At 55.5% G+C, this 14,183-nt stretch carries 10 protein-coding genes; 6 read left to right on the forward strand and 4 right to left on the reverse strand.

The window, feature by feature from the left end:
• Positions 1 to 66: 66 nt before the first annotated feature.
• On the forward strand, positions 67 to 195 hold the full coding sequence (locus tag JMJ16_RS56225; protein WP_255553279.1) for a hypothetical protein: 129 nt from the start codon (positions 67 to 69) through the stop codon (positions 193 to 195).
• A 25-nt stretch (positions 196 to 220) separates the two neighbouring features.
• On the opposite strand, the gene JMJ16_RS39055 is transcribed toward JMJ16_RS56225, so the two are convergent.
• The 4 genes from JMJ16_RS39055 to JMJ16_RS39070 all read right to left on the reverse strand — a co-directional run bounded on the left by JMJ16_RS39055 (position 221) and on the right by JMJ16_RS39070 (position 8,767).
• Entirely contained in the window at positions 221 to 1,495 is a 1,275-nt protein-coding gene (locus tag JMJ16_RS39055; RefSeq protein WP_201390289.1) for an MFS transporter, read from the reverse strand.
• A gap of 445 nt (positions 1,496 to 1,940) precedes the next feature.
• Positions 1,941 to 3,695, reverse strand: coding sequence for a PrsW family intramembrane metalloprotease (locus tag JMJ16_RS39060; protein WP_236601911.1), 1,755 nt, complete (start codon positions 3,693 to 3,695; stop codon positions 1,941 to 1,943).
• A gap of 148 nt (positions 3,696 to 3,843) precedes the next feature.
• Complete coding sequence (locus JMJ16_RS39065; protein ID WP_201390293.1) at positions 3,844 to 7,362, reverse strand: DNA polymerase III subunit alpha; 3,519 nt, start codon at positions 7,360 to 7,362, stop codon at positions 3,844 to 3,846.
• A 220-nt stretch (positions 7,363 to 7,582) separates the two neighbouring features.
• The gene (locus JMJ16_RS39070) at positions 7,583 to 8,767 is read right to left on the reverse strand and encodes a lysylphosphatidylglycerol synthase transmembrane domain-containing protein (RefSeq protein WP_201390295.1); all 1,185 of its coding nucleotides are present in this window, start codon (positions 8,765 to 8,767) and stop codon (positions 7,583 to 7,585) included.
• 281 nt (positions 8,768 to 9,048) lie between these two features.
• Between JMJ16_RS39070 and JMJ16_RS39075 the strand changes: the two genes are divergently transcribed.
• The 5 genes from JMJ16_RS39075 to JMJ16_RS39095 all read left to right on the forward strand — a co-directional run bounded on the left by JMJ16_RS39075 (position 9,049) and on the right by JMJ16_RS39095 (position 14,167).
• On the forward strand, positions 9,049 to 10,065 hold the full coding sequence (locus JMJ16_RS39075; protein ID WP_201390297.1) for an ROK family protein: 1,017 nt from the start codon (positions 9,049 to 9,051) through the stop codon (positions 10,063 to 10,065).
• Between the two features lie 69 nt (positions 10,066 to 10,134).
• Entirely contained in the window at positions 10,135 to 10,896 is a 762-nt protein-coding gene (locus JMJ16_RS39080) for a TlyA family RNA methyltransferase (RefSeq protein WP_201390298.1), read from the forward strand.
• A gap of 149 nt (positions 10,897 to 11,045) precedes the next feature.
• Positions 11,046 to 12,680, forward strand: a complete 1,635-nt coding sequence (locus JMJ16_RS39085; RefSeq protein ID WP_201390300.1) for a benzoate-CoA ligase family protein — start codon at positions 11,046 to 11,048, stop codon at positions 12,678 to 12,680.
• A gap of 334 nt (positions 12,681 to 13,014) precedes the next feature.
• A complete protein-coding gene (locus JMJ16_RS39090; protein ID WP_201390302.1) occupies positions 13,015 to 13,410 on the forward strand; it encodes a response regulator in 396 nt (131 codons plus the stop codon).
• 184 nt (positions 13,411 to 13,594) lie between these two features.
• Positions 13,595 to 14,167 carry an NUDIX hydrolase gene (locus JMJ16_RS39095; protein WP_236601912.1) on the forward strand — a complete coding sequence of 191 codons (573 nt, stop codon included), beginning with the start codon at positions 13,595 to 13,597 and terminating at the stop codon, positions 14,165 to 14,167.
• Positions 14,168 to 14,183 lie beyond the last annotated feature (16 nt).

Raw genomic sequence — 14,183 nt, forward strand, 5'->3', positions numbered from 1 at the left:
TCCTTGTGCTACAGATTATAGCAATCTTTACCTATCTCATGTCTTTCTTTCTTCAGGAGTGCCTTCATGCCGCAGACGTTTCGCGGGAAGAGGGTATGGGCGGAGCAAGCCGAGGCAAGGAGCAAAAGAGAATTCAATAGCTCGGCGCTCAAAGGGAAAGGGAGACGGGTACTGGTCACGTGCATTCGCACATAACCAGTACCCGTCTCTCTTACTCTATTTACGTGGCGACTTCCGGTGGTTGGCCCTCCAAGGAGGTATTTTCCCCTTGTTGGAACAGGCGGAAGCTGCGTAGGAAGAAGAAGAGGATGGGGCTCAAGAGCAGGCTTGCAGCTGTCAGGGCGGCGCGGATAGAGACGCGCTCGCCAATGTAGCCAACGGCTGGGCCACCGCCGATTTGCCCAATGGCATCGATCATGCCTGTGGCTGAGAAGATGGTGGCGCGCACTCGTGAGTCGCTGTTCTGTGTGACCCAGGTGTTATAGAGCGGGCGGCTTGCGGTACGCATGACCCCGACGCCCCAGACAGCGATGAGGGCCAGGTAGAAGTTGCCAGCCAGGGCGAAACTAAGCATACTGATGAGCAACAACGAATTGATGATAGTTAGAGCGCGTAACAGGGAGGGTGCGTGATTCAGGTTCAGGCGGCGGTTGACCAGCTCAGTTGTGGCGATGCCCAGGAGTGAGCCGACCGCGCTGATGATGCCGAACCAGATGACGGGTGTAAGGCCCCACAGGATTGGAAAGGTAAAGTCCTGTAGAAAGTGTATCTGATTCAGGCGATCAAAGCCCTCGCTGGAGAGGCCCATGAAGAGGGTTGCGCCAAAGATGCTGACCAGCATGGGCTTGAGGCTGACCATGTGTCGGGCATCCGTGAGCTGGCGTCCCATGGATTTCCAGGAATTGCGCTCCTCGCGGGGCGTCGGCGTAAAGCCATCCTCACGCATGATGAAGGGGAGAACTAGCCCCAGGAGCGTGATCAGCAGCGCGCCTGTAACAACGGGAACATTGAGGCGCAGGCTACCCAGGGCGACGCTGATAGGGATGCCGATCAGACCCATAATCTGGCCTATCTGCGAGCCACGAGTAAAGATGCGGCCGGCGTGTTTCTCGCCGACCTCGTCAACGACCCAGGCTTCCTGGGCGCCATCGATGCAGGTTGCGCCGATTCCCCAGAGGATATTTCCCAGCAGGACAGCCGCGAAGGTGGGTACCAGGCCCTCAAGCAGGAAGCCCACTCCCGTCAGGAGATAGCCAATGACGACCGAGAGGCGACGACTATACACATCGGCGATGACACCGGTGGGAATCTGGGCCAGAAAGCAGGCGGTTTCCAGCGTGGTCCCAACCAGAACGAGCTGCAAGGGATTGAGATGGACGACCTCGGCCTGGTAAATGAGGTTAAGGGGAAACATAATACTGCGGGCCAGGGAATCGATTCCGACCATAAGCAGGTATACGCTATAAGCATTGAGCTTCCGGCTCATAGAATGCATATGCTCTATTTCTCCTCAGTGAAAAAAGCAGACAAAAAAAGCCTTAGGGCGCATTCCTCATGGTGGTCCTTGATAAAGTGGATAGAAAAAGGCCATGAGCGTAGCACTCTGGCTGTTCAAGCTAGCTGCTTGAGCGTAGGAATGAGTAATAGAGCAGGGACATCTCGCGGAGAGAGCTTACCTGAGGCTGAGTGTGGAGATTGTTGCCATACATGAATACCCACAACACTCATGCTCATCACTTACGCGGCCATGTGAGGCTACGGCGCCGAAGAGAGAGAATGTGGTGGCTGACATGTATAACTCCTTTTCTTATATGTGAAGAGTATGTATATATAGCCCAACTATAACATGGCGTTCGTGAAAAAGCAAGTAAAATAAAGTAAGAATGACAGTATGGTGGGTTTGAGCTTTTGCTCAAACCCACCATACTGTCATTCTTACTCTAGCTAACGCGGGCTGGTTGTGGAACAGCATTCCATGCCTGTTGTGGTTGCTGTTGGGGCTGTGCCTCTTTGGGTGTGCTCTGGCTGTTTTGTGTGCGCAACCTCCTGGTGACAAAGAGGAGGAAGGCGATCATAAGCGCGGAGAGCACGACGTAGACGGGTACAATCGCCCACTCGGGGCTGAGCGAGAAGGTGCCAAGCTGGAAATTGTCCTTGGGGAAGAAAGGGAGTAGCTCCAGCCCGGTTGAGCCGTTCCAGATGGCGTGCTGGAGTACAGCGTATGCGCCACACCCGATGCCCAGCAAGATGCGATTGTATTTCTTGGTGGAGTTTTTATGCGTGAGATAATACCAGCCCAGCGAGACCATGCCTGCGCCAAAGCCATGGAGCAGGCAGGCGCTACTGCGCAGGAGCGCGACCTGGAGCCAGTCCTGGTAGCCCGTGCTGATATACATCACGGTCTCCACCAAGCCGAAGCCGATACCGCAGCCCATGCCCATGACAAAGGCCTCGGCAGCGCTGCGCATGCGCCCAAGCATCGTGATCGCGGCCAGGGGCTTGACGGCCTCTTCAACCAGGGGCGCGATGATCGACAGCGTGACCAGCAAGGCGATGATACTCCGAGGATCGCTTGGGAGTTGATCGGGATTACTTAGAATACTGCTGGAGGTCCCCAGGACGAGCCTGACTACCACTTCGAGTAGTAGCTCCAGCACTGAGGCCAGCACAATTGAGATGGTGGCGCCGCTAACCATGGCGACGATAAAACGTCTCCAGGTCGTGGGCCAGGGGGCGGTCTTCGGTTTGCGAATGTGGCGAATGGCCAGGGAGGCTACCGTAAGGGCTGGGAAGACGCCCGCCAGGGCAATCAAGAATAGTGTCAGGGGAATGCTAGCGGTGGCCACACCGCCAATGGACATCGCGATCGCGATACCGATCAAGACCACATAGAGGGCCAGGAAAATCCAGAATTGTGGAAGTTTAAAGGCCCATGACTGTTTACGCAGCAGCGCGCGAATGCTGTGATAGCCGCAGGCTGCGCCACCAATGATGCCCGCGAAGGCGAGGGCCGTGAACAGGCTGATCGACGCGAAGCGCTGGTCCGCAGGCAGGTTGGAGGTCGCGGTCTCTAAGGTCGAGGTAAGCACCAGCATGAGCACACAGAAGAGACCTCCCAGAAAGGCGAGGGCCGATGCAATCAGGGTAATAATACCCATTGTGAGCTGGTAGGTGCGCCCTGGCTCCTTAACCTCGGGTTGCACATAGTAACCATAAGGGTAGCCATAGGTGTATGGATAGCCATATGGCACCTGCCCATAGTAGTAATGGGGTTGTGCGTAGGAAGCGGGAGCATAAGGATTATAGGGCGCATGAGGGGCATAGGGTTGCTGTGCCCCATAAGCCCCATTATGGGCCGCCTGAGGCTGGTATGGCTGATGCACCTGTCCATTTGGCTGTCCAGCCTGCGTAGGAGGGAAGGGTGGCCGGTATGGCGCCCCTAGATAGCCAGAAACATGCTCCCGGTACACAGGTTCCTGGTAGCTGTCACCTGGATAATCATTATAGTGATGAGAAGAGACCTGGATCGCGGGACGAGGTGTCTCCACTACCTGGTGTTTGTCGAATGGGTGTTGCCCTGGATTGGCCGCGGGCTGTGAGCCTGGTTGGCGTGGCTCATGCGGCGGCATGTTGCTAGAAGTAGGGCCAGAGACTGGCCTTGAGTCAGTTGGTGACTCGCGATATTCTGCGCCCACGATATTCAAGCCTTCTCTTTTAAACTATTTAGATATGTATATTTTTTGCGATTAATACTTAGTACGAATTGCTAGGGTTAATGGTTGCTACTAAGTATAACGGCTGACCATCTCTGCTGTCAAAGAAAAAAGGTCCGCGCTGCGAGAATCAACCGGCAAGCGTAGCTTCCACCGCGCCCTCACCCAGAACATCTTCAAGCTTATGATGCAGTTCTTCGCTGTAGTGCATGGTGTTGTCACCGGGCGTCAGGCGTACCTGCCACTCTCCATTACTAACCAGGATCTCATAGTGGTCGCGTCCCGGACGCTCCTGAATGAAACGATAGATATCCTGCACTTTGAGCATGTCGTTTTCAATGGCCTGCTGGTCGTTGCCGCTGATCTGGATCGTGAGCCAGACCTGGTAGGGCTTGCGCGGGGCCTCCACCTCTTCAACTTCCAGGACCGCGACGGCGTCGCAGATGATTTCGGGTTCGTCGCGCCGTACCTGAACTCCCCCTTTTATGATCACGATGCTATGCTCTACCCAGCGCTCCCTGGTCTGAGCGTAGAGGCGTGGGAAGACGGTCACGCCGACTGTACCATACATATCTTCTAGTTGGATGACGCACATATCGTCGCCCTTTTTGGTGGTAATGCGCCGAGCCTCTTTGATCATGCCTCCAACAATGACTTTCTGGCCAGTGAGTTCATCTGTGATCTGCCCCAGGTGATGTGTGACGCCCTTGCTCGCCAGGGTGTCACTCAGGTGCGTCAGGGGATGTTGCGTAATGTAGACACCGATCAGCTCGCGCTCCCAATCCAACAACTGCTGCATGGGAATTTCCTCAACATTGGTGGCCAGGCTAAAGGCCAGGGCGCCTCCATGCTCTTCAATATCGCCAAAAAGGCTGAGCAGGCCGCGCTCCTGTGCCTCGCGCTCGCCCTTGCCATACTGCATGGCGCGCTCCAGCGAGGCCAGCAGGACGTGGCGCTCGCCTCGCCCAAGTGAATCCAATGCCCCGGCCTTGGCGAGCGTTTCGAGGGCACCCTTGCCGACCGACTGAGGATTAACGCGGATACAGAAGTCCGCCAGGGATTTAAAGGGTCCCTTGGCCTGGCGGGCCTCAATGATGGCGTCAATCGGGGCGTCGCCAATGCCCTTGATCGCCAGCAGGCCAAAGCGCACACCGCCCTCTTCAACGGTAAAACCCTTGCTGCTCTTGTTGACGTCTGGACCCAGGATTTTGACTCCCATGCGCTTGCATTCGGCAATGGCGTTGGCGATCTTCCTGGCGTCCGCGGCCTCGGTCGTCATCGTGGCGGCCATAAATTCGGCGGTATAGTTGGCCTTGAGGTAGGCCGTAGAGAAGGCTACAACGGCATAGCTGGCGGCATGGGCCTTGTTAAAGCCATAACCACCAAAGGGCTTGATCTGCTCAAATAGCTCCTCGGCGATCTTAGGCGACATGCCATTATGGATACAGCCCTGAATAAAGTCGCCCTTATAACCCTCGACCTCGTGCATGATCTTCTTGCTCAAAGCCTTGCGGAACTTGTTGACCTTGCCCCAGGAGAAGCCCGCCAGGTTGACGGCAATGAGGAGCACCTGGTCCTGGTAAACGATAATGCCGTACGATTCCTCCAGCCAGGTTTTGAGTCGCTCATCGAGATACTGCACGGCTCGACGTCCATGCTTGGCATCAATGAAGTGCGGAATGCTCTCCATAGGACCGGGCCGGTAGAGGGCGATCATGGCCATAATATCTTCGACACTGGTGGGTTTGAGCTGTTTGATATACTCGCGCATCTTCGCCCCCTCAAGCTGAAAGATGCCGGTTGTCTCGCCTGCGGCCAGCAGCTCAAAAGCCTTAGCGCGCTTACGATCCTGTTTGGGGTCGCCCGTGAGATCAAGGGGCAGCTTCTCCAGGTCGATCTCTTCGCCGCGCGCCTCTTTGATAAACTTGAGCGTGTTATCGACGATGGTCAGGTTGGAGAGGCCTAGGAAGTCAAACTTGACCAGCCCCAACTCCTCAAGGTGTGATTGCTCAAACTGGGTAATAAAGCCCTTACTGGCATCGCGGAAGTCGCGCAGTTGCAGGGGCGCAAAGAGCTCCAGCGGCTCCGAGGAGATGATGACGCCTGCGGCGTGGATGCCAGTATTGCGCACGGCACCTTCCAGCTCCAGCGCCTGGTCGATGATCTCGCGTGCCTCCGGATTTTGTTCGTAGGTAGAGGTCAGGTCACGCACGCTCTCCAGCGAGCCGCGCAGGGTAACACGGGGACCAGTAGGGATGAGGCGCGTAATGCGGTCGCCGACGTCCTGCCGTCCCATGGCACGCGCAACGTCTTTGACCGACTGCTTGGCCGCCATGGTGTTAAAAGTGACCATCTGCGCCACGTGGTCCACGCCATACTTCTGCGCGACATAGTTGATAACTTCTTCACGGCGATCATCCGGGAAGTCCATATCGATATCTGGCATATCGGCGCGCTCGGGGTTGAGGAAGCGCTCAAAGAGCAACTGGTAACGCAGGGGATCGACGTTAGTGATGCCCAGCACATACGCTAGCAGGCTGCCAGCCGCCGAGCCACGTGCGGAACAGCGAATGCCATGCGAGCGCGCATAGTTAACGTAATCCCAGACTACCAGGAAATAGGTCGCGTAGCCCATCTGCATGATAATGCTGAACTCGTAGTCGAGCTGGCGCTTGATAGGCTCCGTCAGCTCGCCAAAGCGATACTTCACGCCTTCAAGGCAGAGGGCGTAGAGATAGTCGTTGGCGGAGGCATACTGCGCTGGGATCTGCACCTGGGGAAGGCTGGCTTTATGAGCCAGGGGATCGACCTCGCACTGCTCGGCCAGGCGGACCGTATTGCTCAAGGCGTCCGGAAGTTCGGGGAAGAGCTGGAGCATCTCCGCTGGACTCTTGAGGTAGTACTCGCGACTATCAAACTTGAAGCGTTTCTGGGCATCGATCTGCCTGCCGGTCTGGATACATAAGAGCACATCATGAGACTGAGCGTCTTCGGCGCGAATATAATGCAGGTCATTGGTGGCGATCAAAGGGATGTGGAGATCCTTGTGCATCTGGTAGAGCATCTGGTTGAGGCGTTCCTGGGGGGAAGGAGTATCATTATCCCAGACGCCGTGGTGCTCCTGAATCTCAAGATAGAGGTTCTCGGGTCCAAAGACATCCTGGTACCAGCGTGCAGCCTGCTGCGCCTCCTGCTGTCTACCCGCCAGGAGCAGTTTGGGAATTTCGGCGGAGAGGCAGCCTGAGGTGACGATCAGCCCCTCGGCATATTGTGCCAGGGCTTTTTTATCGATGCGGGGGCGCAGATGATAGCCTTCGGTATTCGCAATCGTCGTCAATTTCATCAGGTTGCGATACCCGGTATTGTTCTTCGCGATCAGGAGGAGGTGGTAATAGTCATCGCTAAAGCGCCTGGAGTGGTCCTGCATATCTTCCGTGAGATAGGCCTCGCAGCCAATAATAGGATGGACGCCACCCGCGCGACAGGCCTTGTAGAACTCAAGCGCTCCGTACATTGCTCCATGATCGGTGATCGCCAGGTGCTGCATACCTAGCTCTTTTGTCTGCTGTACCAGTTTTTTGATGTGGCTCAAGCCATCGAGCAAAGAATACTCGGTATGCACGTGCAAGTGTGCGAAATCTGCCCCCATGGCGCCTCCTCCATGCGCGATTCATATGTGCCTGTAACGGGAAAATATTATACCGTCAATATATTACTTTATAGAATACGAACATTTGTTCATTCAGTCAAGGTCTGGAAGATTGTATCAGTGTACGACATATACGGTTGAGTGTCTATGTATGTAGGCATAGTTTGAGAGTGTGCTGCGTGCTGGCAGCTTGCCAGCACGCAGCACACTCTCAAACTATTTAAACACTATGGCGTCCTAGGGTGAAGTAGTGATAGCCTCCAAGCGCGCTAAAGAAGAGGAGTTGGGCATCCAGGAGCAGCGCCAGGGCAAGCGCGCTTCCCGCTGGGATGGGCGCGGCGCTAAAGACAGCGATAAGAATGACTTCACGCAGACCAAAGCCGCAGAGCGAGATAGGCAGGATTGAAACCAGGGTGACCAGGGGCACAGCCACGCAGTAGAAAGCGAGCGGTATATGCATGTCCAGAGCCAGGGCGCAGGTCTGACAGCTAAAGATGGCGCAGAGCCAGGAGAGCAGGCCATAACTAATGGCGAAGAGCAGAGAGCGTGGTCGATTGAGGCTGATACTAAGGGCATTGCCCAGGAGCAGCAGGGCGCGTACCGGGCGATACTCCAGCCATTTGCCAAAGATGATCTCTGGCAGCATCAAGGAGACGAGAAGCGCGCCACTGAAGAGCGCACCAATGCCAAGCGCAAGCAGGACAAACCACATGCTTATAGCGAAGGGAAAACGCTCAGGGCGTAACACCAGCATAGGCACTGCTATCACAAGCATGCCAAGAAAACTGGTGACATGACAAAGCATCATCGCGCTCGCCGCCCCGGTAGGGTTATCGGCGCATTTGCCAACATAGGTAGCCTTAAGCGTATCCCCGTCTATACTGGTCGGGAGAAAATGGTAGAATGTTAGGCTGACCAGGTGAAGCTTGATAAGGTCCGCCAGATCAAAGCGAATATGTTCGGCGCGCAACAAGCGATGCCATTGAAAGGCGTAGGCCACGCTACTCATGCCACCCAGGAGGAAAGCGATGCCCACGAGACCGAGATTTAGCGCATGCAATGTTGTGAACAAAGATGTCCAGGGAGCCGTAATAAGCAGGTAGCCAAGCAGCATCAGGCTCACACTCCCGCGCAGGCTGATCATCAGCCTGCGCTTTCGTTGCTCATGCTGTAGCTGTTCTGTATCGGTCGCAACTTTGCCTGTGTCTATCTGTGTACTCGCTACCTGGGATTGCCTGACCTGGGGACGATGCGTAGCATACGCCATGGGTTGACGGGGTTCGGGGGCGCCCGGTACTGTTACGTGTGGGGTTGTCTGGGGGACGTGTTGAAAGGCGCCGAAGTCGCGCAGGCTGTGAAAAGGCCGCAAAGGCATATCGGGGCCTGGGTTTGGTAGCGTCGTCATCTCTCACCCTCCTCATCCACAAAGCACATCATTTGATGTTACACGGCTCCCCCACTGCTAGAGGTCAGGCGCGGAAGCCGCGACTAAAGACGATCATTTGCCATATTTTGTATGAATAAACGGTTGCTCCCTGGTATTTACCGCTTTCAAGTAAAAGAACGGCATGAGCATATTGTAGTAACTCGGAATAGATAAATGTACCAAAGTACATCTCTATCAATCTTGTCGCTCTTGGGGAAATGGAGTATCATCTAACAAAAAAGCAGACCTGTGGAGCTGATATGATTGGTGACAACCAGACAACGTACGCTTCCTATCCTCTGGTGGTAGGAGTTGACCTTGGAGGGACGCAGATTCGGGCGGCGGTATTGCAGGGTGCGACCTTGCTCTCGCGCGCGAATCTGCTTACCGGTGACAACGGTACCCCCGAACGTGTAATTCCACGCCTCTTCCAGGCGGTAGATCAGGCCTTAGCTGATGCTCAGCTCACGCCTGCCCAAATAGCGGGCATTGGCATTGCCGCGCCGGGGCCACTTAATAACCGCACTGGTGTCGTGATCTCACCCCCCAATCTGCCAGGCTGGACCGATATCCCCCTGCGAGACATCTTTGCCGAACACTACCAGCTACCTATTTACCTGGAGAACGACGCGAACGCGGCTGGCCTGGGCGAGCATCTCTTTGGCGCGGGCCGTGGCAGCAATGAAATGGTCTATCTGACCATCAGCACTGGCATCGGTGGTGGCGTGATCACTAACGGCAAGATTCTGGAGGGGATCGCGGGAGCCGCGGGTGAACTGGGGCATATTACCGTTGACTGGCGTGGTGAGCCATGTGGATGTGGTAATGTTGGCTGCCTGGAGGGCCTGGCCTCGGGAACGGGCATCGCGCGCCGTGTCTTGGCTGCTATCGCCCGTGGCGAGGGCGAAGAACTCCTGCGCTTTGCGCGCCAGCAACAGTCTGGGCTGCATGCGGACGAAGAGCTACGTGTAGACGCGCGCCTGGTCGCGCAGGCCGCCACGGCTGGTGTGTTCCTGGCCCAGCAGGTCCTGGGCGAGGCTTCAGAGGCGCTGGGTGTTGGCCTGGTCAACATCATTCATATTTTTAATCCCGAACTCATTGTCCTGGGTGGTGGGCTGATGCAGATGGGCGAGCAACTGCTGGCACCCGCGCGTGCCATCGTCCAGCAGCGCGCGATGCAGGTGCCTCGCGAGATGGCGCGCATCGTACCCGCCGAACTGGGTCCCAACGTCGGTCTCGTCGGCGCAGGTGCCCTGATCTACTACAACCAGGCATAAGCGAAAAATAAGGTATACTAAATAAGAACATGGTTTGCATGGAGTGTGGGAGGATGCACAAGCATTTTTATGGCCGCGAATAAAGAGAGACTCGATGTCGCCCTGGTGAGGCGGGGGCTGGTACCAAGTCGTGAGCGTGCGCGTGCGCTGATCATGGCCGGCCAGGTCTTTGTCGGCGAGCGCATGGTTGACAAGGTGGGTTCGATGATACCACTCGATGTAGCGTGTCGCCTTGCAGAGATCACGCCCGAAATGAAGTATGTCAGCCGTGGCGGACTGAAGCTGGAGAAGGCCCTGGACGCCTTTCATCTCGATCCAACTGGTCGCGTGGCGATAGACGTTGGCTCTTCAACTGGCGGCTTCACCCAGTGCCTGCTTGAACATGGAGCACAGCTTGTCTACGCGGTCGACGTTGGGCATGGCCAGCTGGCCTGGTCTCTGCGCAACGATCCACGCGTGGTCGTGATGGAGCGCACCAATATCCGGCACCTGGAGTCACTCCCAGAGCCAATGCAGTGCGCCGTTATTGATGTCTCTTTTATCTCGCTACGCCTCGTGCTACCCGCGCTTGAACCCCTCTTAGCGCGTTCGCCCGAAACCTGGATCGCCTCGCTTGTCAAGCCGCAGTTTGAGGCTGGCAAGGCCGAGGTGGACCGAGGCAGTGGTATTATTAGCGATCCCGAGGTTCACCAACGTGTCCTGCGTGAATTGCAGGAATGGATTCCCCAGCATACAGCGCTACAAGTACTGGAGGTGTGTGATTCTCCAATTTTGGGACGCGATGGGAACCGTGAGTTCCTCTTTCATATACGCTTCCGCGCAGAAGTGTAAGCGCTATTTTATGTACGCGTACATACGCGTACATACGCACAACCGCGTCTCGTAGCTTACCTCCAATCGTCTGGATGTCGTTTGCTTGCCATACGAGACGCGCCTGCGCGCCTGGTTGGCTATCTTTCGAAGATGAAAGAGGTGTGCCAATGTTCTACACTAAGCCCGTACACGACCCCGCGACGCCACAGGTTATTGTTCCCGATCAGCTCAACGCGACCTCAGTCTTTCTGGATCGTCATCTTGTAGAGGGGCGCGGCGAGCGTCCCGCCATTTATTACGAGGGCCAGACCTACACTTATGCCCAGGTAAGCGAACTGGCGAACCGCGTGGGCAACGCGCTCCTCGACCTGGGAGTAGACCAGGAGCAACGTGTCGCCCTGCTCTTACTCGATTCTCCTTACTTTGCCGCGGCCTTCTTTGGCGCGATCAAGATTGGCGCGGTCCCCGTTCCCATGAATACCCTGCTCCGCCCTGCTGACTATCTCTATATGCTGAATGATAGCCGTGCGCGTGTGCTCCTGGTCCATGCCTCGCTCTGGCCAATTATCCAGGCCTTACGCCCACAACTGGCCTTTCTGCGCCATATTGTGATCGTTGAAGAGAGCGGCACACAGAGCGCACCTGATGCCCGGACGCATGCATTTGAGCCGTGGATCGCGCGGGCCTCGGCGAGCCTGGAGGAGGCGGCAACCAGCAAGGATGATAGCGCCTTCTGGCTCTATAGCTCGGGTAGCACAGGTTTCCCCAAGGGCTGCGTACACTTGCAGCACGATATGTTGTACTGCACAGAGTACTATGCCCGCGCCGTTCTGGGCATACATGAGCAGGATGTCACTTTCTCCGCTGCCAAGCTCTTCTTCGCCTATGGCCTGGGTAATGGTCTCTACTTCCCCTTTGGCGTTGGTGGCTCCGCTATCCACTATCCAGGGCGCGCCGTGGCGGAAGACATGTTCCGTGTGATTGAGCAGTATCGCCCGAGCATCTTCTTTGGCGTTCCCACCCTGTATGCCAGTATGCTGGCGCTGCCTGAGGCTGCACGCCGCTTTGATTGTTCCTCGCTGCGTGTCTGTGTCTCCGCTGGTGAGGCGCTGCCCGCCGATCTCCTGCGGCGTTGGCAGGATGCCTTCCAGGTACCCATTCTCGATGGCATTGGCTCAACTGAGATCCTGCACATCTTTATCAGCAATCGCCTTGACGATATCCGGCCCGGCAGCACGGGCAAGCTTGTTCCAGGCTACCAGGCGCTCCTGGTCGATGAACAGGGCCAGTCTGTACCTCAGGGGGATATCGGCAACCTCTTGATCAGTGGCGAGAGTATTGCCGCCTCATACTGGAACAAACACGAGAAGACGAAGGATACGATCAAGGGACACTGGATCTCTACTGGTGACAAATATTATCTCGATGAGGGGGGGTACTTTTGGTATTGTGGGCGTTCCGATGACATGCTCAAAGTAAGTGGGCAGTGGGTCTCACCAGTAGAGGTCGAGAACACCCTGATCGCGCATCCCATGGTGCTTGAAGCGGCGGTAGTAGCTGACTTAGACGAGGCACAGCTCGTCAAGCCCAAGGCTTATGTGGTTCTCAAGCAGGGTATAGAGCCTTCGGAGGCCCTGGAAGAGGAGCTTAAGGAATTTGTGAAGGGGCGATTGGCACCCCACAAGTATCCGCGCTACATCGAGTTCCGCGCCGAGCTCCCTAAGACCGCGACAGGCAAAATCCAGCGCTTCCTATTGCGAGGCACCGGCGAAACGGTTCCACTTGATGCGACTAGTTTTTGATTTTGTTAAGAAATGTTTCAAACTCGATGTGACCAGCGTCAGTGCATCCAAAGGCGATTCATCACCTTTGGATGCACTGACGCTGGTCCCTACTGGCTGGGGAAGATCTCTCACTTGGCAGCTTGCTTCCAACCTTCATCTCCACCTTTGTGTTGTCGATAAGGATAGAGAATGGTGATAACCCATTTGATTGCAGGATCCTCAGACGGATCGAAGAAATGTTGTGGTAGCTCAGCAACCTTTTCTCGCAGCCGGCTTATATCGGCAAAAAGAGTATAACAAGAGAAAAATGGAAATGTCAACTGTTTTGCACTAAGTGGAATGAAGGTAGAATATGGTGAAAGACCAGAATGTGGAGAACAAAACCCTCAAGGTGATTCTCGTTGTTGAAGATGACGAGGCCATTGGTGAGGTCATGAAAATGGCTCTCTCCGAGGAGCCACGATTTTATACCCTGCTTGCCACAACCCCGCATGAAGCGCTCAACCTGGCGCATAGTATACAAGTTGATATGTTAATTATCGATTATCTATTGCGCGAAATGACTGGAATCGAACTCTATGACCGCCTTCATGCCATGAAAGATCTCTCTCATGTTCCTACAATCATCACCAGCGCGAGCCTGGGCCAGCGCACCGAGGAACTAGAGGAACGTCACCTCCTGGGGCTAGAGAAGCCTTTTGACATTGATACTCTGATGAATACCATCAACCAGTTATTAAGTCAATGAAATTCTTTCGAAACCAGCCCCCCACCTATCCAGAGTCAAGTATGTGGTGTGGAAAAGGCATGCTGGCAGCCTGTGGCTGCCAGCATGCCTTTTCCACACCACATACCTTACTACAGTGCTACAATGTGTGTGCAACCATTTTCGTATACTTCTATAGTGAAGGAGAACCCCTGTTTTGAAGGATATGCATGAGCCATGGAAGACACTATCATCACGGCGGCTTTTAGATACTCCCTATTTGCGGGTGCGTAGCGAGCGCGTAGAGGTACCAGGGGGACCAATCGTTGAAGACTATTACATCATTGAGAACTTCGGCTGGGCGGGCGTGGTACCCGTTACAGAGGATGGTCGCTTCTTGCTCAATCGCCAGTACAAGCATGGTATCGGCCAGGTGGTGCTAGAGTTTCCAGCCGGGGGAATCGATCCAGATGAATTTGAGAATCCGCTTATGACGGCGCACCGTGAGCTGATGGAGGAGACTGGCTATAGCGTCGCAGTGGCCGAGGATATGGAGTTCCTGGCTCACATGTATGCCAATCCCACAGGGGCGCGCACACGCGTCTGGTGGTACCTGGCACGGAATATCCAGCAAACAGGAGTCCCCAAGCCCGACCCTTTGGAGGTCATTGAGAACCTGCTGGTTACACCAGCGGAGCTACTTGAGCTTATTCATCACGGGGAGTTTCTGGTACAGGGACAGATTGCGGCTGCATATATGGCCCTGGAGCGCCTGGGATACCTCAGGCCCAGAGAGTAGACTGGAACATGGCGCG

It is taken from the genome of Ktedonobacter sp. SOSP1-52, from assembly GCF_016587395.1.